We start from the raw sequence: 26,200 nt of genomic DNA, 5'->3' as shown, positions 1-26,200 counted from the left end.
GCTTAATGTCAAAACCATCGCTCATGGACCGGCATTACGCCACCGCCTGAGCCCGGCCGATAGGTGGGAAAGAAGGCCCGCTTACGTTTCATCTGGCCCTCGCCAGCCGACGGCGTGGTGGCGATCTCGCCGGCGCAGCTCGGTTATCTCTTGTCCGGAATCGATTGGCGACACCCGCGGGCAACCTGGCGTCCGACCGCGGTCGGATGAGCGTTGGGGGCTTGGCAACAGCTGGCGAAGCATGGTGATGTTGCGCCATGCCACCCCGTTTCGCCCCGCTGCCCACCGATCTCGCCAGCGCCCATGCGCTGATCCTGACCGAGCGCGCCGCGCGCCTGGAAGCCGAGGCCACCGCGACGGAAGCTCAGACCATGGCGGCGCAGGCCCAGGCCACTGCGGCTCGCGTCCTGGCGATAAACACCAGCGCCGAGGCGCTGATCGCCCATATAAAGCTGGAGATCGAGAAGCTGCGCCGCGCCCTCCACGGCCATCGCTCGGAGCGCACGGCCCGGCTGCTCGAGCAGATGGAGCTGCAGCTCGAAGAACTCGAGACCGCCGCGACCGAGGATGAGTTGGCCGCGGAGAAGGCGGCCGCCAAAACTGAGACGGTCAAGTCCTTCCAGCGCAAGCGCCCCGCGCGCAAGCCGTTTCCCGAGCATCTGCCGCGCGAGCGCCTGGTGATCCCGGCACCGGCAAGCTGTCCGTGCTGCGGCTCGGCTAAACTGTCGAAGCTGGGCGAGGACATCACCGAGACGCTGGAGGTCATCCCGCGCCGCTGGAAGGTCATTCAGACCGTGCGCGAGAAGTTCTCCTGCCGCGCCTGCGAGGCGATCACCCAGCCGCCGGCACCGTTCCATGTGACGCCGCGCGGCTTTGCCGGGCCAAGCCTGCTGGCCATGATCCTGTTCGACAAATTCTCTCAGCATCAGCCGCTCAACCGGCAGAGCGACCGCTTCGCCCGCGAGGGCATCGACCTCAGCGTCTCGACGCTGGCCGATCAGGTTGGCGCATGCACAAGCGCGCTTGCGCCGCTGCATGCCCTCATCGAGGCCCATGTGCTCGCCGCCGAGCGCCTGCACGGCGACGACACCACGATCCCGATCCTGGCCAAGGGCAAAACCGTCACCGGCCACATCTGGACCTATGTCCGCGACGACCGCCCGTTCGGCGGCAACGCGCCGCCGGCCGCGCTTTATTACGCCTCGCCGGACCGGCGCCGGCAGCATCCCGAGCGCCATCTCGCCGGCTTCGCCGGCATCCTGCAGGCTGACGCCTATGCCGGCTACAATGTGTTGTACGATTCCGCGCGGCCGCACGGCGCCGTCACGCCGGCGCTATGCTGGGCGCACGCGCGGAGGAAATTCTTCGAGCTGGCCGACATCGCCAGCCACGCGCGGCGCGGCAAGAGCGCGCCGGCAATCTCGCCGATCGCGCTGGAGGCGGTGAAGCGGATCGATGCGCTGTTCGCCATCGAGCGCAGCATCAACGGTGCAAGCGCCGACGAACGCCTGCGCGTCCGCCAGGAGCAAAGCGCACCGCTTCTCGCCGCGCTGGAGGTTTGGCTGCGCGACGAGCGCGCCCGCCTGTCGCGCTCGTCCAGCGTTGCCAGGCCAATCGACTATCTGCTGAGCCGCTGGGACGGATTTGCCCGTTTCATCGAGGACGGCAGGATTTGTCTTAGCAACAACGCCGCCGAGCGGGCGCTGCGCGGTTTTGCTCTTGGAAGAAAGTCGTGGTTGTTCGCCGGTTCGGAGCGCGGGGCTGACCGTGCCGCCGCCATGACCACGCTGATCATGACAGCCCGCCTTAATGACATCGATCCGCTCGCCTGGCTGGCCGATGTCCTTGCCCGCATCGCCGACATGCCACTGAGCCGGCTGCCCGAATTGCTGCCTTGGCAGTGGAAAGCGCCGAGCCAAAAAGCCGCCGCCTGATCACTATCGCGCAGGCCGCTCGATGGCGTCAGCCCCTGCGGCCCTCACCGTAGGCTTACCGAAGACCTCGGCGCAGACCATTTCGAACGCCGGGCAAAACCTGTCCAGATCAAGCGTCTTCTCGCAAAGCTTCAGGCGCTGGGATATGAAGCTCAGATCGCACCTGTCCCTGCATGATCGGTGACAAGTTGTTTCTTTCTAGAATCCGGCGCTCAAGTGCCAGCGCGCGGCCGGGCCGCGTACCATGGCGCACGTGGAACTCAAGGAAGCGGCTGTGGGAAAGCTCAAGCCATTTGCGCGTGGCAAGAGCGACCCGCTTTCGTCTCAATGACCATCAGGTCGCCTTCCTCAAGACGCTGTAAGCGCGTTCATCGAGATTGAGCCACGGCAAACGACTTTCTCAGGAAGGCCACGAAAATACGCAAGGCCTGCGACATGTGGCGCTGCGAGGGATAATATACATGCCATCCCGGAATCTGAGGGCACCACTCATCCAATAAAGGGACAAGTTGATTCTGGTTGATAGACGAAAACGCCCGATGCTCCATGACGAAGGCTATGCCCAAGCTTTGCACTGCGGCGTTGAGGGCCAAGTCTCGATGAGAAACGATGAGTGGACCGTTTACCCCTATCTCGAACCACTTTCCATCCTTTCCAAATCGCCAATTGTAGAGCTTGTCGGAGCCCGGGGGGCGCCAGTTGATGCACTTATGATTGAGCAATTCGCATGGTAATTCTGGATAACCATTGCTATCCAAGTAGTCTGGCGCCGCTACAGGAATTTCACGCACGTTACCGCCGAGTTTGAACGCGACCACATCTCGCTCCAGCAGATCGCCTAACCTGATGCCGACATCGAACCCACCTGCGACAATGTCGATCACTGCATCATCAATAGTGATGTCGAGAATGATGTCCGGGAATGCCTCGTGGAATTCTTTTAGGATCGGCTCGATGAATATAAGGGCCGTCTGACGAGGCGCGTGAATGCGAACTCTGCCGATTGGCGCGCTCCGAAACCGGCTCACCTCCTCCACGGCAATCTGTATTTCCTCAAAAGCCGGCTTCAGCCGCACATTTAGTTTCTGACCCGCATCCGTCAGGGCGACACTGCGCGTCGTGCGATTGAAAAGTTGGACCCCGAGACGCTTCTCCAAATCGCGTATCGTTTGGCTCAATGTGGATGCGGAAATCTGTAGTTGCGCCGCTGCGCGCGCAAAACTCCCTTTCTCGGCAACCATCGCAAATGCACGCAACTCCGCATATTCGCCACCCCGCATTATGCCTCCAATCCGAAGAATGTGTGCGCATTTTGACAGATTGTAGACATATGGGAAGTCCCCTAGATTCTCAACATCAAGCGGGGGCGCCGCAGCATCCTGATCCATAGGAGTCGCCAATATCGTGACGACGGCGGCCGCTCCTCTGCGCAACCTTCAAACAAAGTAAGATCAAAATGAGCCACGAAACGACCGTCGCTCCAGCGACTGGGGCGGATGTCCTAAATTTGGCGCTCCTCATCAATTCAGCTTATCGCGGCCAGGGAAATATTGCCGGCTGGACCAATGAGGTCGGTCTGCTTGCGGGAAAGCGCACCGACGACGACGCATTGAATGCGGCGCTACAGACTGCAAGAACAACGCTTCTCCTCATGCGGCGAAAGGCCGATCAAGCGTTGCTTGGTTGTATATCCGTGGAGCCCCTGGCGGATGCGACCTGGTACATCTCGCTACTTGCCATTGATCCGCGTGTGCAGAACTTCGGATATGGTCGCCATCTCATGGCGGAAGCGGAGAAGTTCGCACGATCATGCGGAGCACAGACGGCTCGCATCACTGTCATTAAGCAGCGGGAAACACTGGTCGCGTGGTACGAGCGCCGCGGCTACCGGCAGACAGGCGACGTTCTTCCCTTTCCTTACAGTGACCCAAGCGTTGGCGCGCCGCTACGCGATGATCTGCAACTGCTTGTGCTGGAAAAGCCAATAACAGGATCGCCAGATATCGTGGAAGGCAATGACTTGACGGATGACGGCACGGCAAAAGGAAAAGACGCGACGATAACATCACGCTCGGCGAGATGGGCAGCCCCTGTACTAGCAGCTCTGGTCCTCTCCTATTGGGGTGCACAAAGCCACGCTGAGCAGCTTTCGTCTGCCCAACTCAATCGCGGACAATATCTCGTCGAATTCGGTGGCTGCAATGACTGCCATACCCCGGGCTATTTTTTCGGCAAACCGGATATGGCGCGATATCTGGCAGGCTCCGATGTTGGTTTCGAAATACCGGAGGTGGGTATTTTTGTGGGGCCAAACCTGACGCCCGACAAGGAAACCGGGCTTGGCTCGTGGTCCAGGGAAGAGATCATTACGGCGATGCAGACAGGCGTCCGCCCGGACGGCCGTGTTCTTTCCAAGATTATGCCTTGGCCTGCGTTCGCCAAGCTCACCAAAGCCGATGTCAGCGCCATTGCTGACTACCTGCAGAGCCTCCCGTCAATCAGCAGCAAAGTGCCGGGACCTTTTGGTCCAGACGAAAAGCCGTCGATTTTCGTGATGGCGCTGCGGCCGCCGGCAAACGCTACGCCTTGAACTGACGGTCATCAGTTCCGCCTAGGGGGCGCCTGCCAAGGCGGTACCGCTTGCGCGCGCCGGGTTTGCCGCGAAGGAGATTGCACGACGTGATCCTAGCGCCTGAGATCGCAGCCCTGCTCGATGATCCGGTGATGATGATCATGAGCACGGAGACGGATAATTTGTGGCCGACGATTGGGCGTTGTCTGGGCGCCCGGGCCGTGGACTCCCAAACATTTGAGGTCATCTTCTCACAGGGCCGTTATCCCGAGATCGGCCGCCGGCTCGCCGCGGGCTGTCGGATGGCGGTGACCATTACCCGCCTTCGCGACCATGTCTCCTACCAGATCAAGGGGCGAGCCGTTTCGGAGGCCATAAGCGCCGCCGATGCAGCATTGGCGGCGTCCTACCGAGAGCAGATTTTGGCCTTCTTCCTGGCTGCGGGCGTGCATGAAAAGGTGATCCAGCAATGGATCGGCGGCACCTCGCTGTTGCGGGCCAGGCTCGACGTCAGCGAAGTGTACAATGAAACGCCGGGTCCGCGCGCGGGGCCGGCAACCGGACTGGGGGCGTGAGGATGCGTCTCGACGATCTCGCCACATGCTTTGAGGGCATATATCCCTCCGCGATGGCCAGGCGCTCTGCCGATGGCATGCCCAATATCTGTTACCTCTCACATGTCGCGCAGGTCGATGACCGGCATACCGGCATAGGCATCGCCCCGGACCAGCCGGCGAGATGCCGCTTGGCCAGCGTAGAGGCACTGAGATCGACGCCTTCGCCAGCATATGATCTCGCTCCGCCGGTTCAGGGGCAGATGCGTCCCCGAGGGCGGCAAGCACGCCAACCGTATCCAGGGTTGCATCGCCATTAAGCACCACGAAGGCGACGCCAACCACGCCCACAGCAAGGCTTATGAGTTTCCGTCCAGTCGGACGAAGCCCGATCAGAGACCAGACCGGGATGATCGAGAATAGTGGCCCGAAGGCCTGGAAGAACCCGCATCGAAGTTGGGATCACCACCGCGCGCAACTATGAAAACGGCTTCCACGTGCCCGTAAGCTGACGTTCTTGGCTTTTCCGCTGAGTCTCGCGACGACAGCATCGAACTCGCCGGCGGCGAAGGCCACCTTCCCGGTGCCTCGTCCATCGCCTCGAATGCCCAGACTCGGATGGTCGCGTCAGATCGCGAGCGCCCCCGGGCGATCCGCGCTCCTTGAGCGATGTCGGGGTAGTGATCCGCAAAGAAGATGAGTTCGAATATGGAAGGATCGGTGACACGAGCGTCCGATCGTCTGCCATGTCGTGCCGGTCTCAGTACAGAAAGTCATCATGATCGGGGCGCCGAGCAGCGCGGGGATCTCATACGACAAAAGCTTTTTCATAGCGGGCCGCGCGCTTTGTCCGGCTTAAGGATGATTTGGGAAGGTACAGGGGCTGGAGCTTAGCAATGTTTTAGGGACGAACCGCCGCGCGCCAATGCTAGAAGCGCTGCGGAATGCCAACAGGATTCTTATCGAACGCTCGCAGACACGGTCAACGCACCGCCGATCCCGCCTGCGATATTACTACCCCCCGATCGTTCCACTTCCCGCCCCTGCATGAGAGGGAATGTGCAAACGGTCGGACCTACACCAGCCGCGCGTCGCGCCGGCTGCAGCCTCATAAAGGAGAAGCAGAATGTCTAAGCTGAATGGTACTGTCGCGTTGGTCACTGGCGCAGCGCGCGGGCTCGGCGCCGATATCGCCCGCGCGGTTGTGGCCGCGGGCGGCAAAGTGGTGATCACTGACCTACGGGACGAACTTGGCACGCAGGTCGCAACCGAACTCGGCGATGCCGCGATCTACCGCCACCACGACGTGACCAAGGCTGCCGAATGGGCGGCTGTTGTGGATGAAACCGTGCGGCATTTCGGTTCGCTGACGGGACTGGTCAATAACGCCGTCCGCAACGACATGTCGCCCTTCGACAGACTGACCGAGAAGGATTTCCGAGAAGTCTTTGAAGTCAATGAACTGGGCTGTTTTCTAGGAATGAAAGCGGCGATCCCAGCGATGCGACGCGCCGGACACGGTTCGATCGTCAACGTCTCATCGACGGCGGGCATGCATCCTTCCGGTGGAACTGCCTACAGTGCGTCGAAATGGGCGATCCGTGGCATGAGCAAGGTCGTGGCAAACGAGATGGGCCCAGAGAACATCCGCGTCAATTCGCTGCATCCCGGCTGGATGCGAACTCCTGCGACCGAGCACGAGCCGCTCGATGAGGTCGCGAAGTTCTTGCCGCTGCGACAGGTGGGCGACACGCGAGACGTCGCGAAATCGGCGGTCTTCCTGCTTTCGGACGAAGCCAACCTGATCACCGGCACGGAGTTTCTCGTCGACGGCGGAGCGCTGCTCCTCGGCTCCGTCGACATGGCTAGATCAATCTTGAGCTAACGCCCGCCAGCGTCGAGGAAGCGAGATGCAGACCAAGTACGACTATGTGATCGTCGGCGCCGGATCCTCCGGCTGCGTAGTGGCGAACCGGCTCAGCGCGAATCCTCGACTGCGCATTCTCTTGGTGGAGGCCGGACCGGTGGATTCGAACTGGCTGATCAAAATGCCGCGCGGCGTCCTCAGGCTGATCGGCCGGCTTAATGAACCACACAGTTCGTACTACCACGCCGCACGTGGCGGAAATCACGAGCCTGAGCGCTGGCAGAAGGGGCGGACGCTCGGCGGATCGAGTTCGATCAACGGGATGGTCTATGTCCGCGGCCACCCGCTCGACTACGACGGATGGGAGGCCGCCGGCTGCACCGGCTGGGGATGGTCCCAGATGAAAAGGGTCTTTGACGCGATGGAGACCGTCCGGCTGGCGGATCGCCAGCCGCGCGGCAACGGTCCACTGAAGGTCACCATTCCCGGCCACGGCAATCGTCTGACCGAAGCACTGATCGCAGCAGCGAACGGTCTGGGGGTGCAGCGGGTCCCAGACAACAACGAAGCCCCTGATGGCGGCATCGGCTATCAGCCGCAGACGATCTGGAATGGGCGGCGGCAGAGTGCGGCCGTCGCGTTCCTGCGGCCCGTGTCGACGCGCGAAAATCTCGACGTGGTGACCGATACACGTGCTGTGCGAGTCCTGTTCGACGGCAGGCGCGTCACCGGCGTAATCCTTCGCGACAGGACAGGCGACCATCGCATTGGCGTAGGGAGGGAGCTTATCCTGTGCTCGGGTGCGATCGAGTCGCCGAAGCTCCTGCAACTTTCGGGGATCGGCCCCGCGGCGCTCTTGCAGCGCATGAACGTGGACGTGGTGCAGGACAGCCCGAACGTGGGGCGGAACCTGCGCGAACACCTGATCCTCCCAAACGTCTACCGGGTTCAGGAAGGCAGCCGCAACCCGCAGTACAGAGGCTGGCGACTACCGTGGAACATCCTCCGCTACGCGTTGAGGTCCGATGGACCGATGAGCGTGGCCATCGCTGAAGTCGCTGCTTATGTGAAGACGCGGGAGGGCCTGGCTAAACCTGACGTGCAGGTCGGCGTCGGCCTGCAGTCCTTCAAAGTGACCACAGGGGGCTTAGAAACTCTACCAGGAAAAGAAATATCTTTGGTGTCCTACTTCATGCATCCGCGTAGTCGCGGCAGCATTGAGATTTCTGCGCCGGATCCGAGCGCGCCTCCGATTGTTGACGCGAATTATCTAAGCGAGCAGGAGGATCGCGACACGCTCGTCGCAACCATCCGGTTCACGCGCAGGTTGATGACGCAGCCGCCGCTCCGTGGCCTCGTAATATCAGAAGAGGTTCCGGGGGCCCCGATCGGGGACGACGGCCTCGTGAAATTCTACGCCGAAGCCGGCGCGACAGGTTATCATGTATCGTGCACATGTCGCATGGGTGGAGACACGCTGTCCGTAGTCGATCCGCGGCTTCGCGTGCGCGGTGTTGAGGGCCTGCGCGTAATCGATACTTCCGTGATGCCCGAACTGCCCTCGGGCAACACGAACGGCCCGGCAATGGCGATCGGCTGGCGCGGTGCGGAACTGATCCTTGAGGATCTGGCTGCCGAGCAGGTGCGGAGATGAGCGACGGTACAAATCTTCGCGCGCATAGAAAAATACTTGAAGGTGTAATTTGGCGAACCAGCGACCGGAGGGGTTGGATGGCTGAGATTGGGCACTTTTCAGTGACTTTCTAGCCGTGCCCTCGACGCCACCCAAGATCGTTCTTCATGGGCGAGGGAGTCGGTGATCTAAGAGCAAACAGTGGTAACGAGGCAGGGAACAATACCCGTCGAGATAACTGCCCCCCTTAGCAGGCGACCAACCCTCGCCTGAAGCTCGGAAGGAGTGGCTGCCAATGGGCATCTGGTCCATTCATTTAACATTGGCGAGCGCCGACCACACCTCGAACGACGGCTTCGGCCATACCGCCTCGACGGCCCTTTGGTTGCCGCGTAGGCCGAGATCGCGCCGACCGGCCGAAAAGCGCGCACGTGATCAGAGAACAATCATGTTCCCTCTTGGCGCGGCGCGGGACGCACCGGCCGGGCAAGCGCCAGTGCGCTCGCCCGGCCGATACCTCGGGGGCCGCCAGTGATGAGTACGACTCTTCCGTTGAGATCGTTCATTTGCTAATAAGTTGGGAGTGCCCCGGCTCTGTCGGGGCGGCAGTAACCGTTTGACATTTCTAGGAGTTGTTCCAGTTGGGTGACGAAGTACGGTTTGCGATGTCGCAAAATTGTCGATGGTTTCCATCGGTTTTGTTGACTTTCCGAAGTCCGTGAGTCGCCTTTTCTTCTTCAATTGCGAAAAGCCCCTTTGAGGGGGCAGCAATTGGAATACCCCGGCTTTGCCGGGATGGTTATTTCCTTGAGTGTCTTTTGGCTTGACCGGATAATCATGGAGGGGGAAATGCGAGCGCATCCGCCGCAGTCGGCTGACGTATGTAGGACGACGTGCATATGACGGTGCGTGCGCCTCCTTCAGGGACTGCCCGTGTCGCAGCAGCGAAAGCCTAAAGAATCGTCATCATTTTCGCCGTCGTGGCCCTGATGCAGGCCCAGAGCGCCTCGACGTCGGCGGCGCTCGTGCCGGGTGCTCCGATCGACACGCGCACCATCCAGCGTCCTCTGGCCATGGCTGGGGTAACGTAGGTCGTCCCCGATGCGTTGATTTCCTGCGCCCAAGGTCGCGTGAATTGGTCGATCTGATCGGCCTCCATGCCCGGAGGCTCGAACCTAATGCAAATAGTCTGCAGAACGACGGGAGCGACTACATGCCAATAGGGCGTCTCGCCGACTTTTAGCGCCAACGATTGCGCCAGCCCGAGATCGCGGCGCAACCGCGCCTGCAATCCGCTCCCCCCTGCTCACGAATAAGGAACCACAGCTTCAACGCCCAAAAACGGCGTCCGAGGGGGATACCAGTATCGCGCAGATTGCGCACCTGACTGTCCGCATCCGACTGAAGATACGCGGGGTTTGTCGACATGACGCGCAAGAGGTGTGGCTCGTCGCACACGAAATAAAGCGAACAATCGAAAGGCACCCCGAGCCATTTATGCGGATTGATTACCAGGCTGTCGGCGTCCTCTATGCCGTCCCACATCAACCGGCATTCCGGGAGGATCATCGCATTGCCAGCCATCGCGGCGTCCACATGAAACCAGAGGCCGTATCGCTTTGCGATGGTGGCGATCTCCTTCACCGGATCGATCGATGTCGTCGCGGTGCCACCGACGGCGGCGACGACGGCGGAGGGCTTCCGCCCGGCGGAGATGTCGTCCAGGATGGCCGCTTCGAGCGCTTCCGGACGCATCGCCAGATCGTCATCAATGTCGATCAGGCGCACATTCTCTCGACCGACGCCGACGAGCAGCGCGGCCTTTTCGATGGAGGAATGCGCGCTCGTCGAAGTGTAGACGATGAGCGGCTGCTTCTCCGCCTGCAGCCCGCCACGGGCTAGTGAATAGGATGTTCTACGCTCGCGGGCGCTAAGCAATGCCACCAGCGTGCTCGTGGAAGCCGAGTCGTTGATCACTCCGAACCATTGCGGGGAAAGTCCCACCATTTGGCGGAACCAATCAACCACCACCTCCTCGACTTCCGTAACGGCCGGCGAAGCCTGCCAGGAGAGGCCCAGCACGCCCAGACCAGTGCTCAGAAGGTCGCCGAGGACGCCGGCGCCAAGAGAGTTCGACGGGAAATAGCCGAAGAAGCGCGGATGTTGCCACAAGGTCAGGTGTGGCAATAGCACTGAGTCCAGATCTTTGATGACGTCATCGAATCCTTCCACGTCGTCGGGCGGTGACGCGGGCAGTAGGGACTTTACGTCGCCAGGTTTCGAACGGGCCTGGACAGGCAGAGCATTGGCATTCGCATGAAAATCGGCGAGCCAATCGATCAACTCACGACCGTAGCGACGAAATTCTTCTGGGGTCATGTCGAATTCCCGAATTAAGGCGACGCTTGTTCAGCGGTCGGATCAACACATAGCGATCGGCACGATGGCTCAGACCCACAGGATAGCCCCCGCTACGACCGCGACCTCGCCGTCATTCAGTGGCGGGCCAAGGATATCCAGTTGGCGGAGGAAGCGACCCCCGTCAGTGCCTCGATCTGATCGATCATGAGGCTACGGTCCGCGATCCCCTTGAAAAAGCTCGCGAACTTTCCTGGCGTGACGGTCACCTGAAAATAGACGGCTGCGTCGCCATAAGCGCGCCATGTATGAGGTATTTGCTTCGGCAGCAGCACGACGTCGCCCCGGCGGGCTGTGCGACAAAGTGCTGGCGTCCACAATACGATGGTACCCAACTCAATGAGGAAGATCGCATCATCATTCCGGTGCAAGTGACGTGGGGTTTCGAACCCCGCAGGGACAAGACAATCGAGCATCGCCAATCTGCGACGGGTTTCCGCTGCCGACCTGGCAGCGTGCTTCCTATTCCCACGAGGTCGTCGCGACGCTTTCGTCGACGGAGGATCGATGTGCGGCGTACGCAAAATGTCCCGAAATGAGCAGTTCATGCCATAAATCCTTTGCTGCCTCTGCAACTGAGTACGCGCGCCGGTCGACAGCGGAAGTCAGACGTGGTTGAGCGCACCGCCGCTGCATTACGCGTCGAATCTAGCGACAGCGTGGAGTGGAGTTGGAGTGTCCTTAAATGGATTGCTAAGGACACGCGGCATTCCTAAATCTTCACTAAGCGGGCCTTGGGCACTGGGCCTGGAAAGGATGGGAGGCCACATGAAAGGGCTTTTAATCGACGCGCTCCTCGGCGATCCGGTCATGATGATTATGAGTCCAGAAAGCGACGCGGGCCAGCCGACCATCTGGGGTGGCTGAGCGCTCGAGTAACTGATGCTTGCTCTTTCACAAAGGGATGCATGACGGTGACCGACATGCGGGCTGATCGTAGCGATGCCGATTTACTTGCCGCCTATGGGGGCGGCGTCACCGTGATTTTTGGACTTGCTTACGTCGTGGCGGACATTGTTTGGCGATGGATGGGGAGTGATACGCTGGTCAGGGCAAAGCTGAGCGTCGCTGAACTCTATATGCAGACGCCAGACCCGCTGGCGGGACAGGGGCTGGGCGCACTCCTATGACGATAAGCCTTGGCGCCATGGTGGCATGCTTTGAGGGCGTCTACCCCTCCGCCATAGCAACGCGCGCTGCCGACGGCATGCCCAACATCTCTTATCTGTCGCACGTCGCGGAGATCGACGACCGGCATATCGCCATTTCGAACCAATTCTTCGTCCAAACTGCTGACAACCTCCGTGCCGACCCTCACGCTACGCTGCTGGTCGTCGAGCCCCAAAGCGGCCGACAATATCATCTCGCGCTCACCTGGCAGCGCTCCACTGACGAAGGTGAACTCTTCGACAAAATCGAGGCACAATTGCATCCCAGCAGCGTGCAGATCGGTATGTCGGAGGTGATGACGCTACAGGCCGTGGACATCTTCCGGGTCGACGAGATAACTCCCGTGCATGCCGAGGACACGCCTGGCCCCGGATCCGACATCCTGGCTCCCACCCTCACCGCATTGGCGACGGCCGTGCGGCAGTTATCTGACATTGTCGACCCGGCTCGACTGGTAACTGAGCTTCTGGCGATTGTTCGCGACAAGCTCGGATTCCAATACGCGATGCTGCTTGTGGCGGATGACCGCCGCGAGGCCGTGATCGCTGCGGCATCGATCGGTTATGACCGCGTGGCAGTCGGAGCTGAAGTTCCCAGCGGCGTCGGTCTGATCGGCGGCGCGTTCGCCGCTGCCCTCCCGATGCGCATCAATGATGTAAGCCGGGTGCGACGCATGGGCAGCGCGGTTGTCGATACCACCCCCAGCGACGAGATCGTGACCCGGCAGGTTCACCTGCCCAGCCTGCCCGGTGCGCTGAGCCAGATCGCCATCCCGATGACGGTTCAGGGCCAAGCCGTCGGTGTCCTTTTCGCGGAGAGCCGCGAACGGTTTGCCTTCGACGATACCGCAACGGGCATGCTTGAGATTGTCGCGCAGCATTCAGCCGCACTGCTCGCGCTGACCGAACGAATTGATGAGGATGTGCCGACGCTGGCGCACGCTTGTAACAGGATTCGTCGCGAGGGCGGGCCTGTCATTAGTCTTGTCTACCATCGTTTTGATCATAGCGTGTTCATCGATGGAAGCTATGCCATCAAAGGTGTAGCTGGCCAGATACTCGTGCATATGCTTGAGCGCTACTTGGCAGATGGCCAGGAAGCGTTCAATAATCGGGAATTGCGTATTGCCTTGGCGAGTGTGCTGCCAGACTATAAGGATAATCTCGAAACTCGATTACTGCTGCTGCGGCGGCGGCTAGAAGAGCTTGAACTGCCGATCCGTCTGCATCGCGTGGGGCGCGGGCGCCTTCACCTCCATGTGAGCAGAGCGATTGAGCTTCGTTCGGTGGATGAGCCCGGCCCTTGACGCATTCTTCTGGATGGCCAACACGATCCGCGCGACATAATTGCCTTCCATCCACACGTGCGCCAAAACGTTGACGCACGATCCGCTCAGCGCCGTGATCGGATGGATACCCCTGGCTGCTACCCGCCAACTAAGAACTTAGACTCACGCTGCTCCCCGCATGGCCAGGAGATTGTGCCAGGGGCATGAAACCTGCTTGCCCCATTGAGCTGACAATTTGTATAAGGTTGAGATCGATTATAAAAATTTCCGGTTGATTAGTAAATATTTAGGAACCGCGAATGTGGTTTTCTGATTGAATAACTCAATATGGCAAAGTACTGGGACATGCGCGCCGCAAGCATACGGTGAGGTCGCCTCGATTTTAACCGCATGCATGCAAGTGGCGTTCCTCGATAAGGTCGGAGCGTCCCGCGGATGTGCAGGTTCGGGATCAGCTTCCATTCGATCGGCTTTCGTCCGTAAGCGGCTTTTGGGCCCCCGTCTTCCTTGATTGATGAAGCGGCGAGAGCGTAAGCGTACAGCGATGCCGTTTTCTCCCAATCGATGTCGAGCAAGCATCTTGGGAGCGGCGTTTGCTCTAATGCAATCAATGGCGGTCCCATCGATACACCGCTGTTCGACGAGTTGGGTAATGTCCGTACCATGAGACGGGGATAGCTTTTGCAATCAGAGCCGATCGAGGAGTTACACCAAAATAACGCCCGTCGAAACTACCTTCCACGTTAGAAAGAAGGAACATCTCATCTTGCGCGAGCTTTCTGCAGCCATCCCATTTTGGAAGAGACCGCCCCTTCTCATCCGCAGGCTGAGCAACAGCGGAGAGGCGTCCATTGACGGTGATCACCTGTTCCAATCGGCAGACACGGTCACCAGCAAGGGCCGCAACCGGCTTGATCAGCCAGGCTTTCGACAAGAGATATCCTCGCGACCGCGCCAGATCATGCCATGGCTGACCCAACCGAATGACGACGAGGTCGCCGCGCTCCAAGTCTCTCCCTTCAAACCGATAAAACCCGACAGGAACACTTTGGCTGAGATTAAGGATGTAGCGCGGCATAACGACGGGACTGATGAGGAGTGCCGCGACAGCAGAAATGGCGAATAGGAGGATGAGAGGAGGTCTCATCTTGGCCGGGTGTTCTTTGCTTTCCGCCCGGCCGACCAGGCGAGCAACTCATCGCGCTGGTAGACGATACGGCCGCCATGACGACGGAAGGTCGGGCCTGTGCCTTTCCAGCGCATATTATCGAGCGTACGCCGGTGAACGCGAAGCAGGTCAGCGGCCTCGGCAATGGTTAGGAAATCCGCCGGATAGGATGCCTGAATCGGCTCATTCCTTTGGATCAATCGGACAGTCCTCATGGGAAATCTGCTCTCCTTTTCTTGGAACTCCAAATGTTATTATTGAAAAACGTGTTGCTGGGAGTGGCTAAGAGATCGCTTGAAGAGAACGCCACACTTGTCTCAAAGGATTTTAGATAATGAGCACGCGATATCCGCCATTTGCATAGGCTTGACCGCGACGGAGACTGCGGCGGACACGGTCCTTGAGTGAGGGGTCGGGCCAATCCTTGGTCACGCGTTCCTTGCCGAAAATGATAGCAGCAATCTCCCGATAGCTCGCTCCCGCGGCATGGCCATCAAGAGCGATGAGAGCGTTCCGAAGCCGGAGAGTTTGGGTGCTCCAACTGCGCAGTGCGGGCTGAATTTGGGGAGAATATGTCAAAATCCGCCGCAGCGTCGAAAGCTTGTCGATCGCGGACCCCAGTTCGGCGATGCCCGGGATGATAAAATTTAGGGTGACAGGTCCGCTTAGAAGATCCGCTCCCTCGATGAGGAGTTGCAAGGCGATAGGGCCGCAAGAGAGGAGGAGGTGGCTGCGGTTACGGTCGTCGATGAGCAGGTGAACGGCGCCAGGCAGGTCCGGCGCAAAATACGCACTCTGTGAAGCCTCTGCGGCTGTGATTGGTTCGGCTCTGGCAATCAGGACTGGGGCTCCAGCCTCCGCCGACCAAATCGGGTGGGCTACATGCGGTGCCTGGTTTGGATCAGCGAAAGGAGCAAAGCGCCCAGGCATTCGCCTCGAGCTGTGGGCTCAAAAGACGTGTAATACGCAGCCCCATCCGGGTTGGAGATTGGTTCGTTGCGCTCTGCAAGGCCTTTTCCGCTTGAGCGCGATAGCGGGTGTTGCGCCGAAGGAATTCCCAAGCCCAAGCGGATTGAGGCTGATCAACAAGGTAATCATAGCTGTCAAGAGAGGGCGGCCAAGTGTGAATGGGCATTGCTGGTTCCAACTCTTAATTCCGCGCCAAAAGGCAATAACGCCAGCGTCGGAGGAATACGAAATTTGATCTATAAATAAATATCAATAAGAATTGCGCCATTGCAAAGCTTTTTTGAAGTAATATTTTGCTAAAATGCATATATTAGTTATGCAATAGGTCTTGCATAAATTGAAATTAGTTCGACCGCTCCAAGTATCATATACATATAATGCCATTTAATAGATTCATCGTGCAATGACCGGGCGACTAAAACTCCAGGAGATCACCTCCGACGCGAGCCAGGCGACACGGCCCGGACCGACCTTGCGGCGCGGCGGGAAGGCACCGCGCGCCATATAGCGGTAGATGGTAGCGCGGGAGAGACCCGTCTTTTGCGTCACGGTGCGGAGGTCCCAGAAGATTTCCGAGCGATCGGAAGCGCCCACAGAGTCAGGCGAGGGCGGTTTTGTTGGCTTGTCCTTCATGGCGCGCTCGCAGATGCGGCTTGCGGCGAAGGTGCTGTGTGCAATGCGCTCGGCGGAATGCGCCAGATCTCGCCCGGCTGACGCAGGTCTCTCACCTTGATGACATGCGGAATGACCGTTGCTTGCATTGATACCCAGATCATCCAGAGCGCGAGGCTGCTGCTGACCGTGAGCGATACCAGCCCGGCCTGACGCCAGCTCCGACGCTGTCTGCGAGCATCCAGGAGTCGGACTCTCCAGACCTGGCGGGCCTTGAGGTAAGGCATTGCCGTAGCGGCTGTGAGCCCCAGCTGCCGGGCCAGGGCATGGACCCGGTGAGCACGGAGATGCCCAGCGCGCCGGATCCGTCTTGGCCAGACGAAGGCGCCCCACGCCGCTAATTGCGTGGCGAGCACGACGGCCAATGCCGATTGATACGCGATCGGCGGGAATTGGCCGTTTTCGGCATCCCATTGCTCGATGAAAAAACCGATGCCAGACTGAATTAGAAAGGTAGCGCTCATATGAAGCAGGTTGAGCGCGGCATTGGCGCGGCCCGAGGCAGGATACATGTCGCCCAGGATGGTAAAGCTCAACACAGTGACGGTCCCGATCCCGGCGATGATGAGCCAGGGCAGGAGTGGTGGTAGAGGCATCCGCAGGATGAGAGCCAGCTCTGCGCCCATGCCGAGCGCGGTCACGAAAGCGAACAGGCAGGCCAGAGAAATGCCGCGGCGGCGCAATTGCTGCACCCCCATCCCAAGCAGCAAGGCACTTGGCGCGAGGACCACGGCCATCGCCAGAAGATAGGTCACGATCACGTCCTGGCCAAAGCCTTCGACGGCCCTGAGCCAGGGGGCGGCCCACAAGCCCTGGAAAGCCCAGGCTGATCCGACCGAGAGCGCTGACAACGGCGCCAGGCGCCAGAACCCGGCGTCACGATAGATCGAAAGAATGGAGATGCTGGATGCTGATTTGATAGCGTTTCGCTGTCGGCGTCTTTCCGGCACAAGCATCAGGATAGCAAGCGCCGAGGCGGCCGTAAGGCCAGCCAGCACCAGAAACAGACCGCGCCAGCCGATCTCGGCCATCATCATGGCTGCAGGCCAGGTTGCAAGGCAGGCGCCAAATGAGCCGAGCATCACCAGCCATCCATTGGCGAGCGCAATACGATCTGGCGGATACCACAAGGCAATGGCTTTCAGTCCCGCCATAAAGCCGCCCGCCGCCCCGATACCGATCAGCATACGGGCAATGGTGAGAAGGACGATATTGTCTGTTGACGCAAAAAGGGCGGCACCGATGGCCGCGCTGAACATGAGCAGCCCTTGCACACGGCGCGGCCCGTAACGGTCGAACCATACCCCAATCGGCAGTTGCAGGGCGGCAGTTGCCAGGAAGAACGCCGCGCTCAAGATGCCGAGGTCGGCAGGCGTCAGTTTAAGCTCCCTTGTGAGCGGCTCGGACATGAGCGCCGGGAGAGATCGAAAGAGATAGGCAAGGCAATATCCGCCGGCGAAGGCGAGGAGCACAAGGTTTGCAGCTGTCTTGCGCGAGGGGGTATCTGGCTCTGGAAGGCGAACTGAGGCCGACCGCCTGAAAAAGCCTGGTATGTCGTCTTCCTCGTCGACTTGGTCACGGCGGCCTTCATGGGATTTAAACGGCCGCACAGAGGCTTCGGCAGCGACGGACATCACTCCGCCTCCCGCTTGTTGCGCCACCAGACCAGGCGGGTGACCCCGTCGGCGGGGAACTCAAGGAGCGCGGCCCAGATTGGTCGCGGCAGTGCCGGGTCATCGAGCCGAACTCGCAAATAGCTGCTATCCGAGTTTGGTTTTACCACCCGCCAGGCAACGCCAATTTCAGCCTCGCTGGCGATCAGCCTGAAATCTGGAGCGCCTTCTTTTCCTCTCCGGTCGTAGGCAATGATCCGGACGCGGCTATTGATGGTCAGGGTGCGGATGCGGCCAGCATAGCCGTCACGAACGGCAGAAAATGTTCCAATCACAGGCATGGAAGCTCTCCTAGATTCAATCACGATAAGGGTTGAGGATCAGATCCTTGTGGACGATGACCCTTAAGGGCCAGCCGGGGCGGACGGTGATGGTCGGCTGGACACCCAGATTGCGCTCGACGAGCGCCTGGCCGGCGCGATTGGTGGTCTGGCCGGTCGCCTCGCGAAGGGCTGAAATGATGTCGCTGTCCCCGCTCCCGGCGCCGAAGGCCAGGCTGGAGCCGACGCCAAGAACGGTTGCCAGCGCCACGCCCTTCAAGAGCTTCCAACTGTGCAGATCGATCTGGTCGGCAAGCCCGGAATAACCGCCCGTATCGGTTGCTGGCAGATTTTCGATCACGATGGAGGCGCCGTCCGGCCTGATGATCCGCTGCCAGATGACGAGCGCGCGTTCCTGGCCAAAGGCGACGACGCTGTCATACCGGCCGATCAGGCGCGATCCCTGCGGGATGAGCAGATGGCTGCCGGTGACACTGTCGAAGACATGCTCGGTGACCTGAGCGATCACGAATCCCGGCAGGTCGGAATTGAGCCCTGACAGCAGGCTCGCCGGAATGATCGAGCCGGCGAGCAGCTGATAAGGTGATGCCGGCTTCTCCAGTTGATGTGGATTATAGATCTCGCGGGCCGAGCTCTGCTTCAGGAAGGATAGCTTGCGGTCCTGGTTGGTGGCGCCCGTATCGGGAGGCGCCGCATCACCTGCGGCAAGCGCTTGTGCCCGCTCGGCAGCGCGCAGGGCGACGCTCGCCGGATCAAAGGTCGCTGCACCCGCGGTGGGACCACTGCGCGACGCAGCAACTTGCGGCGTTGCATCGGCTTTGTTGGGAGGCTCTTTGAGCTGCAGGCGGAAAAAGACCGGCGATTTCAACGCGTCGCTATCAAGGCTTGCCGGGTCGCCGAGCAGCGGCACCTCTGGCTTCGGGACGGCCGCCGGCGCTGGCGCCGGTTTGAGGGGCGAGTCAGCGGCATCATAGCTCGGCGGCAGCTCGGACAGCCTGTCGGTCACCGGCCTCGTTTCGGTAGTCACAAGCTCTGGCGAAGGCGCGTTCCGCCAGGAGGGTGGCTGCAAGGCGATGAGGACCAGCAAGGCAATGCCGGCAAGAAGGATGGCTGCGACGAGAATGAGCAGGCGGCGGTTGATACGCGTCACCGGTCGCGGCCCAACCTTGAGCTGGAGGTCGTCCGGCGGCGCTTGTGTGCTTGCGCTCATGGTCTCGCCTCCCGCCACACCGCATCGGTGCGTACGATGCGGACGATCCTTTGCGGCGCAGTGCCGAGCCGCAACTCGGCGGCGGCAAACAGCCGGTCGACGACATAGGTCGTGCCGCGGACGCGATAATTGACGAGTGCCGGTTTGGCGTCGGGGCCGATCACGAAGAGTGGCGGCGCCTCGCTCTTTGAGAGTCCCGAGGGAAATTGGATGTAGACCTTCGATCCGTCGTCGAAGACCTGTCCTGGTCTCCAGGGCGCATCGCCCTCGATGCGGTAGCGGAAATTCAGACGGCTGAGGTCAATGTCCGGGGCGGCGATCGCATTTGCAGAAGCGTAGGCCGCCTCTGCCCGTCGGCGCAGCGCGAGAAGCTCGCCCGCCGGATAGGTCCAGGAAACGGAGGCCATATAGGTCTTTTCGGTGGAGTGCAGCTCGAGGTGATAGCTGCGCCGGTCGGTGGTGATCAGGCCGTTGGTTCGCAGTCCGGCATGGATCGGCTTGATCAGCAGATGCATGCGGGCGCTGGCGCCTTCGCCGCTCGTCGTGTCGCCGACCACCCAGCGCAGCGTGTCGCCGGAGGAGAAAGAGACCAGCTTTTCGCCAGGCTCAAGGGCAATCTCCGTCACCTGGCTGACGGCGGCATAGACCTGATAGAGCGCACCCTCCGCATAGGGATAGTTCTGGATGGCATTGATGTAACCATCCTTCATCGGCTCAACCCGGGCGGTTTCATTCGCCTCGTCGATCCGCGCCGTGGGCGAGGTCGCATCCTTCGGCGGATCGGCCGGCGTCTCAACCGGCTTCAGCTGTCCAGGAAGCGGCAGAGGCACCGGAATCTCGACCGTTGCGCGTGGTGGTCCCGCCGGTTCCTTTTCGGCCCTCGCCGGCGCAAAATCCTGTCTCTCCAGGACCGGGATCTCCGGCACCTTGACCGGCACCGAGCAGCCGGCAAGCCCAAGAAGCAAAGCGGCCGGCAGGACGGACGAGGGGCGGGAGCCTGTCATTCCGGTTTCTCCTGGGCCAGCTCCGGCGTCCAATTAAAGGCGTGCACATAGATGCCGAGGGGGTTCTTGGCGATCAGCTCCGGCGTGCGCGGCGGCTTCACCACAGTTGAGAACAGCCCGGTCATGCGCCTTGTGTCCTTGACCGCGCCGCCCTCATAGCTGCGCTCGAACCAGCGCACCTGGAATGAGCTATCGGTGGCCCGGACCACGCTCACCACCTGCACGGCAATGGTCTCCCGGCCGATCCGGGAGAACGGGTCCTTCTCGCGCGCATAATCACTCAGCGTGATCGCCGCGCGGTCGGAAACGAAGTCATAGGCGGTCAGCCAGTTCTGCCTGACGACGATCGGATCGATGGAGAGCGAACGGACATTTTCGACGAAGCGAGCGAGGTGATAGGCGATCTGGGCATCAGTCGGGGAATAGGCTTTGCCGGCCGGCCCGGCGGCTCTCGCCTGGCCATCGGGGCCGATTTCGACGACATAGGGGACGACAGTGCCAAGCCCTGAGGCAAAAACGAGCACCGTGGCAAGCGCGAGCGACAGCAACAGACCGCCGAAGGCGAGCAGCCGCCAGTTGCGGGCCTGGATGCGGGCCGAGCCGATCCGCTCGTCCCAGCGTTGTGCCGCCTTCTGGAATGGTGTCACGGGCGTTGGCGTATCGCCATAGCGCAGCATCGATCGTTTGAATGCCATTGCAGATCATCCCTCAGCTGTCGGGTTTGAGATTGGGGCCACTGCTTCCCGCGGGGCGGTCCCCTTCGCGTAGCGCCTGCGCGGTGATCATTCCCGCCTGCGTAAGCCGCTGGCGGCGCGCCATATCGCGGGCCCAGCCTGGCGGACTGGCGGCAACTGTCGGACCCGATCCGCTCGCACCGGAGCCGTCGCTTGAGGGGGATGCGGCGCGGTAGCCGGCTGCGGCTCCCTCGCGATAGGCATCGCGCACCGGGGCAGTCGCCGATCCCAGCATCTGGGCCGCGGGAGCGGCCAAAGTGGAGCGGGCCACGCCAGACGCGCCGCCTTCGCTATAGGCTGCCCCAACCCGGCCTGTGAGCGATGCAGCGGCTGTGACCGCGCTCGCAGAACTGCGCCCGGCCATGCGGGCCGCACCGCCGGCCAGCGTGCCGCCGGCGATCAGGGCGCCGCTGACGCCGGCAGCGGTGGCAACAGCAGAGCCGGCGCCGAGTTGCGGCGCGCCCGAGATCAGCCCGGCGGCGATGGCGGGAACGAAGATTGCTAGGCCGAAAACGGCGATGGCGCCCAGGATAGTGGCGGCCGCTTGTGCTAGCGTGCTGTCGCTGGCCGTTTGCGTCAGATCGGTGAAAATCCCCGATCCGATGCCGACGACGATGGCCAGCACCATGAGCTTGATGCCGGAGCTAACGACATTGCCGAGCACGCGCTCTGCGAGGAACGCCGTCTGGCCGAAGAGCGCGAAGGGGACCAGGACGAAGCCGGCCAGGGCGGTCAGCTTGAATTCGATGATGGCGATGAAGAGCTGAACGGCGAGGATGAAAAATGCGATCAGCACGATCAGCCAGGCGAGCATCAGCACCGCGATGGTGACGAAATTGGCGAAGAAGCTGGTAATGCCGATCAGCTCGCCGGCCTTTTCCAGGAGCGGGCGGGAGGCGGTAAAGCCTGCCTCGGCGACAAAGCCGGGACGCATCAGATCGTATGCCGTGAGTGAGGCGCCGGTGGCCTTCAGGCCGAGCCCGGCAAACGAGCTGAACACCACATCGGCAAGGCTTTTGAAGTTGTTGAGGAGCAACGCGAAGAAGCCGACATAGAGGATCTTCTTGATCAACTGCGCCAGCACGTTGTCCTCGCCAGCGAGCGCCCACATCAGGCCGGCAAGAGTGATGTCGATCGCAACGAGCGTCGAGGTCAGGAACGCGACATCGCCGGCGAGCAACCCGAAGCCGCTGTCGATAAAGCGGCTGAAGGTCTCAGTGAAGCGGTCGATAATTCCAAGCTCATCCATCGGCAAAGCTCCGCCGTTGGCGCAAACGCTGCACTCGGCAAGAAGGTGAAGATCATCTGTTGGAGATCAGCCGCCGGTGTTCGAGCGGCGGCAACTGGTCAAGGGCCGGCGCGGGCGTGGCGGTGGTGCATGAGCTCATCCGGCCGCTGGCGAGAGTGACAGGTCATCGGCATCTTACCGCCTCCCCGCAGGGGCTTGCCGGTCACCGAGGAAGCGCTTGAAACGCGCTCTTGCCTCGTTCTCGATGGCAAGGTCCCTGGCATGCTGGAGCGTCTCTGCGCGTTCCTGTGCCACGAGGAGGCTTTGCAGTTGCAGGCTTTGCTTGACGCCGAGGGCAGTGAGCTCGTTCCCTGCCTGGGTCACGTCGAGAGCGCCGGAGGCGTTGCTGGAGCGGCTGAGCGCCTGCTCCAGCAATTGGCGGTCGAGACCGAGACTCTCGGCAATCTGGCCCTGGAGGAGCGCGGCCCGTTTGAGGCTGTGATAGGCTTCATCCCAGCGGGCCTTGGCGCTCCGAAGAGTTTCATCGCCCGTAAGGCTAGCCGGTAATTCCTGCGGAAACAGCTTCGCGTAGGCGGCTTCGGTCTCCTTGAGGTTAAGGGCGAGGCCTTCGCCTTTCGCCAGGCGAGACTCGATCTCCCTAATCGCACGCTGCAGATCGGGCGACAGCGTTGCCCCTAACCGCTGCAGGTTCTGATCAAGGCGCGACAGCGTCTGCGCTTCGTTCTGCAGTTGACTGATCTGATTGTTGATCTGCTCCAGGGACCGCACGGCGGAGAGCAGGTTCTGCTGAAAATTGGCCGGATCGAAGACGGTGAGGGCCTGGGCTGGCGGCACACCGGTGGAACAGGCCAATGCTGCCAGGAGGACAGCGGCACCGACGCCATTGGTAACACGGCGGCCGCGGTGCGAGCGCCGGGCATTTTTATGAACAGCGGCGGTAGCAACCGGCGGAACGGCCGGGGCAATGTCGCGGAACGGTGCGCTCGTGTTTTCACCCTCCCGCGAGACGTGGTCCTTGGCATTCGCCGGCTCTTCGGTCATGTCCGTCGCGAGGCTCGACTGCGGTGTCACGCTTGCTGTGCTGGGAGCAACCGGTGCGGTCCCGGCAATCTGTTTTCCTGAAGAGGTCTCAAGGAGATCGGCAGCCCAGGGGAGATCCTTGGCTCTGAGGAACCGGGCGGCAAAGCTCTCCTCCGCCTCACTTGCGAGAAGGCGATCGATCAACCCCTGATCCTTGGGCGATCCCGCTGCGGTCAGCGCGAGAGCGATCGGCTGCAGGCCCAAGGCGAACAGGCGGTTGCCGCGTGCGGTCTGCACATAATAGTCGCGCTTCGGCGTCGCCTGGCTGAGGATCTCGATCTGGCGGGCATTGAGGCCGAAGCGCTCATAGATGGCCCGGCTCTGCGGCTCGATGGCGCGGTCGTTAGGCAGGAAAATCCGCGTCGGACAGCTTTCGATCAGGGCCGGCGCGATGGCCGAACGCTCGATATCGGCAAGCGACTGGGTTGCGAACACCACGGCGACATTGCGCTTGCGCAGCGTCTTCAGCCATTCCCGCAGCTGTGCGGCGAACATCTCGTTATCCAGGAATGTCCAGGCCTCATCGAGGATGAGGAGCGTCGGCCGGCCATCGAAGCGGGCTTCCAGCCGGTGGAACAGATAGGTCAGCACCGGCGGGATGAGTGGTTTGTGCGCCATAAGCGGCTCCATCTCGAAATGCAGGAGCGTGGCGAGATTGAGCCTCTCACTCGCGCCGTCGAGCAACTGCCCGTAGGGCCCATCCAGCGTGTAGGGGATCAGCGCTTGGGCGAGCGCGCTCGACTGGATGAGCACGGCAAGTCCCGTCAGCGTCCGCTCGGGACGCGGCGCCGAGCTGAGATTTTGCAGCGCGCTCCAGACCAGGTCCTTGACGTCGGGCGTGATCGCGACGCCCTCATTGGCAAGCAGCCCCATCACCCATTCGAGCGCAAAGCTGATCTCGCCGGGCTCGTCGATCCTGGCGAGGGGCTGGAGCGCCAGCGCGCCTTCGAGGCCGATCTCGATGCCTTCTCCGCCCATGGCTAGCGCGGCGGCCCGTGCCGAGCGCCCGCGGTCGAAGATGACGATCTGCGCATCGATGAACCGGCGGAACTGCAGCGCCAGGAAGGCGAGGAAGACCGATTTGCCGGATCCGGTCGGGCCGACAATGAAGGCGTGGCCGACATCGCCGACATGGAGATCGAACCGGAACGGCGTCGTCCCGCGCGTTTCGGTCAGCATCAGCGGCGGGGCGTTGAGGTGGTGGTTCCGCAGCGGGCCGGCCCAGACTGCCGAGACCGGCATCAGATGGGCAAGGTTGAGCGTGTGCACGATCGGCTGGCGGATATTGGCGTACGGGTTGCCGGGCAGGCTGCCAAGCCAGGCCTCGACGGCATTGAGGGTCTCGCGGATGGTAACGAGCCCATGGCCGTTGAGGACCCGCTCGACGGCGAGCAGATGCTCGTTGACGTGGGTGGCGTCGTCATCGGCAACGACGACCGTCATTGTCAGATAGCCGAAGGCGACATCATCGGCGCCCAGTTCCTGAAGCGCGGCGTCGGCATCGGCGGCCTTGTTCTCGGCGTCGGCATCGACGAGTGCCGTCTCCCGGTTGAACATCACCTCGCGCAGCACCGCCAGCATCGATTTGCGCTTGGCGAACCATTGCCGGCGAAGCGTTCTCAACTGCTTGCCTGCCTGGAGCTTGTCGAGTGCGATCCAGCGGGTCGACCAGCGATAGGCAAAGCCGAGATCGTTGAGCGCATCGAGAAGGCCAGGCGAGGTCATATTGGGAAAGCCCGTGACCGTCAGCACCCGCACATGTTTCTCGCCGAGCTTCGGCTCGAGCCCGCCAAGAAACGGGGTGTCAGAGAGCAGGGCATCGAGATGCGCCGGCACGCTCGGCGCGGCGACGAAATGGCGCTTATCCGAGATCGTTCCGTGCAGATAGGTCAGCGTCTCGGCATCGCCGAGCGGGTAGTGTTCGGGGAAGAGCGCGCTCAGCAGGTCGATGACGCGCCGGGTCTCGGTCGCAAACCATTCGAGCTGCGCCATTCCGTCCGGAGCCGGTGCGATCTCGCCATTGCGCTCGATGAGCAGCCGCTCGGCGCGGCGCTCATGCTCGACCGGGGGCAGGTAAAGCAGTGTCAGGTAATACCGGCTCTCATAATAGGCATCCCTGGCGCTGAAGGCGGCGTGTCGTTCGCGATCAACCAGCCATGATGCCGGATCGGCAAAACGCTCGCCCGGGTAGCTGTGCGCCGGGATGCGATCGGCCTCGAAAAACAGCGCCCAGCCCTCGCCGAACCGTTTCAGCATCAGATTGAGCCGCGCGGTGATGGCGACAAGCTCGGCGGGCGTGGCGCTGTCAAGGTCGGGACCGCGATAGGCGATTGTTCGCTGCAGTGACCCGTCCTTGTTGAGAACGATGCCGGGCGCGACGAGACAGGCCCAGGGCAGGTAGTCCGCAAGGCTCGCGCTTTTGCGGCGATATTCGGCAAGGTTCAGCATGACAGGAATCCTTTGTGGCGGCTGTGCCGGGAGAGGACGGTGAGAAAGGCCGGGTCGCGTTTGGTGACCCAGACCGCAAGCGCGTGGCCAGCAACAGCGATGATCAGCCCGGCGAGCCAGAGGCGGAGCCCCAGGCCGATCGCCGCGGCGAGCGTGCCGACCAGGATGGCGAAGCCGCGCGGGGCGCCGGCCAGCAATACCGGTTCGGTCAAGGAACGGTGCAGGGGCACTCCAAAGCCGGGAATGGTGTCAGGCGAGTGATGCATGAGATGAGGC

General features: G+C 61.4%; 23 protein-coding genes and 2 pseudogenes. 9 read left to right on the top strand and 16 right to left on the bottom strand.

The genetic code is table 11. The features are described 5' to 3' along the window. The first annotated feature begins 371 nt into the window (after positions 1 to 371). Positions 372 to 1,934: an IS66 family transposase gene (locus tag BLEFHOIH_RS17785; RefSeq protein ID WP_176427211.1), complete on the top strand. Its 1,563-nt coding sequence runs from the start codon at positions 372 to 374 to the stop codon at positions 1,932 to 1,934. A gap of 368 nt (positions 1,935 to 2,302) precedes the next feature. Here the strand turns inward: BLEFHOIH_RS17785 and BLEFHOIH_RS17780 are convergent, their stop codons facing one another. Next, positions 2,303 to 3,322 (bottom strand): LysR family transcriptional regulator, encoded by a 1,020-nt coding sequence (locus BLEFHOIH_RS17780; RefSeq protein WP_245297068.1) that lies wholly within the window; start codon positions 3,320 to 3,322, stop codon positions 2,303 to 2,305. 68 nt (positions 3,323 to 3,390) lie between these two features. Here BLEFHOIH_RS17780 and BLEFHOIH_RS27370 point away from each other — a divergent pair. The 5 genes and pseudogenes from BLEFHOIH_RS27370 to BLEFHOIH_RS17760 form a co-directional block, all read left to right on the top strand. Further along, positions 3,391 to 3,825: pseudogene (locus BLEFHOIH_RS27370) on the top strand (GNAT family N-acetyltransferase); the annotation flags it as partial. Positions 3,826 to 4,038: 213 nt separating this feature from the next. Then, a complete protein-coding gene (locus BLEFHOIH_RS27365; RefSeq protein WP_245297078.1) occupies positions 4,039 to 4,524 on the top strand; it encodes a cytochrome c in 486 nt (161 codons plus the stop codon). A gap of 80 nt (positions 4,525 to 4,604) precedes the next feature. Beyond that, positions 4,605 to 5,081 (top strand): hypothetical protein, encoded by a 477-nt coding sequence (locus BLEFHOIH_RS17770; protein ID WP_088347347.1) that lies wholly within the window; start codon positions 4,605 to 4,607, stop codon positions 5,079 to 5,081. Between the two features lie 1,105 nt (positions 5,082 to 6,186). Then, positions 6,187 to 6,945 (top strand): glucose 1-dehydrogenase, encoded by a 759-nt coding sequence (locus tag BLEFHOIH_RS17765; protein WP_088347346.1) that lies wholly within the window; start codon positions 6,187 to 6,189, stop codon positions 6,943 to 6,945. A 25-nt stretch (positions 6,946 to 6,970) separates the two neighbouring features. Beyond that, on the top strand, positions 6,971 to 8,581 hold the full coding sequence (locus BLEFHOIH_RS17760) for a GMC family oxidoreductase N-terminal domain-containing protein (protein ID WP_088347345.1): 1,611 nt from the start codon (positions 6,971 to 6,973) through the stop codon (positions 8,579 to 8,581). Positions 8,582 to 9,512: 931 nt separating this feature from the next. Here BLEFHOIH_RS17760 and BLEFHOIH_RS27565 read toward each other — a convergent pair. The 3 genes from BLEFHOIH_RS27565 to BLEFHOIH_RS17750 all read right to left on the bottom strand — a co-directional run bounded on the left by BLEFHOIH_RS27565 (position 9,513) and on the right by BLEFHOIH_RS17750 (position 11,394). Then, on the bottom strand, positions 9,513 to 9,719 hold the full coding sequence (locus BLEFHOIH_RS27565; protein WP_280950397.1) for a hypothetical protein: 207 nt from the start codon (positions 9,717 to 9,719) through the stop codon (positions 9,513 to 9,515). A gap of 80 nt (positions 9,720 to 9,799) precedes the next feature. Next, entirely contained in the window at positions 9,800 to 10,939 is a 1,140-nt protein-coding gene (locus BLEFHOIH_RS17755; protein WP_280950396.1) for an aminotransferase class V-fold PLP-dependent enzyme, read from the bottom strand. A gap of 116 nt (positions 10,940 to 11,055) precedes the next feature. Next, positions 11,056 to 11,394: a cupin domain-containing protein gene (locus BLEFHOIH_RS17750; protein ID WP_245297077.1), complete on the bottom strand. Its 339-nt coding sequence runs from the start codon at positions 11,392 to 11,394 to the stop codon at positions 11,056 to 11,058. 492 nt (positions 11,395 to 11,886) lie between these two features. On the opposite strand from BLEFHOIH_RS17750, the gene BLEFHOIH_RS17745 reads away from it, so the two are divergent. From BLEFHOIH_RS17745 to BLEFHOIH_RS27360, 3 genes are all read left to right on the top strand, one after another. After that, positions 11,887 to 12,108, top strand: coding sequence for a hypothetical protein (locus BLEFHOIH_RS17745; RefSeq protein ID WP_088347343.1), 222 nt, complete (start codon positions 11,887 to 11,889; stop codon positions 12,106 to 12,108). Continuing rightward, positions 12,105 to 13,454: a pyridoxamine 5'-phosphate oxidase family protein gene (locus tag BLEFHOIH_RS17740; RefSeq protein ID WP_088347342.1), complete on the top strand. Its 1,350-nt coding sequence runs from the start codon at positions 12,105 to 12,107 to the stop codon at positions 13,452 to 13,454. Before BLEFHOIH_RS17745 ends, BLEFHOIH_RS17740 begins: the two co-directional genes overlap by 4 nt. Before the next feature lie 748 nt (positions 13,455 to 14,202). Next, on the top strand, positions 14,203 to 14,562 hold the full coding sequence (locus tag BLEFHOIH_RS27360; protein ID WP_245297067.1) for a hypothetical protein: 360 nt from the start codon (positions 14,203 to 14,205) through the stop codon (positions 14,560 to 14,562). A 17-nt stretch (positions 14,563 to 14,579) separates the two neighbouring features. Here BLEFHOIH_RS27360 and BLEFHOIH_RS17730 read toward each other — a convergent pair whose 3' ends face one another. The 12 genes and pseudogenes from BLEFHOIH_RS17730 to BLEFHOIH_RS17680 all read right to left on the bottom strand — a co-directional run bounded on the left by BLEFHOIH_RS17730 (position 14,580) and on the right by BLEFHOIH_RS17680 (position 26,190). Continuing rightward, positions 14,580 to 14,804: a helix-turn-helix domain-containing protein gene (locus tag BLEFHOIH_RS17730; protein ID WP_245297066.1), complete on the bottom strand. Its 225-nt coding sequence runs from the start codon at positions 14,802 to 14,804 to the stop codon at positions 14,580 to 14,582. A 127-nt stretch (positions 14,805 to 14,931) separates the two neighbouring features. Beyond that, a complete protein-coding gene (locus BLEFHOIH_RS26815; protein ID WP_170937232.1) occupies positions 14,932 to 15,303 on the bottom strand; it encodes a DUF2285 domain-containing protein in 372 nt (123 codons plus the stop codon). Positions 15,304 to 15,966: 663 nt separating this feature from the next. Continuing rightward, the gene (locus BLEFHOIH_RS17720) at positions 15,967 to 16,206 is read right to left on the bottom strand and encodes an AlpA family phage regulatory protein (protein WP_088347339.1); all 240 of its coding nucleotides are present in this window, start codon (positions 16,204 to 16,206) and stop codon (positions 15,967 to 15,969) included. Continuing rightward, positions 16,203 to 17,879: an MFS transporter gene (locus BLEFHOIH_RS17715; RefSeq protein WP_088360736.1), complete on the bottom strand. Its 1,677-nt coding sequence runs from the start codon at positions 17,877 to 17,879 to the stop codon at positions 16,203 to 16,205. Before BLEFHOIH_RS17715 ends, BLEFHOIH_RS17720 begins: the two co-directional genes overlap by 4 nt. Further along, entirely contained in the window at positions 17,879 to 18,199 is a 321-nt protein-coding gene (locus BLEFHOIH_RS17710; protein ID WP_088347337.1) for a DUF736 family protein, read from the bottom strand. The genes BLEFHOIH_RS17715 and BLEFHOIH_RS17710 overlap by 1 nt, the downstream gene beginning before the upstream one ends. A 16-nt stretch (positions 18,200 to 18,215) precedes the next feature. Then, positions 18,216 to 19,409 (bottom strand): TrbI/VirB10 family protein, encoded by a 1,194-nt coding sequence (locus BLEFHOIH_RS17705; RefSeq protein WP_088347336.1) that lies wholly within the window; start codon positions 19,407 to 19,409, stop codon positions 18,216 to 18,218. Further along, entirely contained in the window at positions 19,406 to 20,413 is a 1,008-nt protein-coding gene (gene trbG / locus BLEFHOIH_RS17700) for a P-type conjugative transfer protein TrbG (protein ID WP_088347335.1), read from the bottom strand. Before trbG ends, BLEFHOIH_RS17705 begins: the two co-directional genes overlap by 4 nt. Next, positions 20,410 to 21,108 carry a conjugal transfer protein TrbF gene (gene trbF, locus BLEFHOIH_RS17695; RefSeq protein WP_088347334.1) on the bottom strand — a complete coding sequence of 233 codons (699 nt, stop codon included), beginning with the start codon at positions 21,106 to 21,108 and terminating at the stop codon, positions 20,410 to 20,412. Before trbF ends, trbG begins: the two co-directional genes overlap by 4 nt. 13 nt (positions 21,109 to 21,121) lie before the next feature. Continuing rightward, positions 21,122 to 22,396 carry a P-type conjugative transfer protein TrbL gene (gene trbL, locus BLEFHOIH_RS17690; protein ID WP_088347333.1) on the bottom strand — a complete coding sequence of 425 codons (1,275 nt, stop codon included), beginning with the start codon at positions 22,394 to 22,396 and terminating at the stop codon, positions 21,122 to 21,124. Between the two features lie 174 nt (positions 22,397 to 22,570). Then, positions 22,571 to 23,437 (bottom strand): P-type conjugative transfer protein TrbJ, encoded by an 867-nt coding sequence (trbJ, locus tag BLEFHOIH_RS27355; RefSeq protein WP_245297076.1) that lies wholly within the window; start codon positions 23,435 to 23,437, stop codon positions 22,571 to 22,573. Positions 23,438 to 23,521: 84 nt separating this feature from the next. After that, positions 23,522 to 25,924 (bottom strand): annotated as a pseudogene (gene trbE, locus BLEFHOIH_RS17685) (conjugal transfer protein TrbE); the annotation flags it as partial. Further along, complete coding sequence (locus BLEFHOIH_RS17680) at positions 25,918 to 26,190, bottom strand: VirB3 family type IV secretion system protein (protein ID WP_088347331.1); 273 nt, start codon at positions 26,188 to 26,190, stop codon at positions 25,918 to 25,920. The pseudogene trbE and the gene BLEFHOIH_RS17680, both read right to left, overlap by 7 nt. Positions 26,191 to 26,200 lie beyond the last annotated feature (10 nt).

Origin of the sequence: Rhodomicrobium sp. R_RK_3 (genome assembly GCF_002198715.1) — a bacterium.
Classification (GTDB): domain Bacteria; phylum Pseudomonadota; class Alphaproteobacteria; order Rhizobiales; family Rhodomicrobiaceae; genus R-RK-3.
The sequence above is the reverse complement of the archived record's forward strand: the minus strand, read 5'-3'. Positions and strand labels throughout refer to the sequence as shown.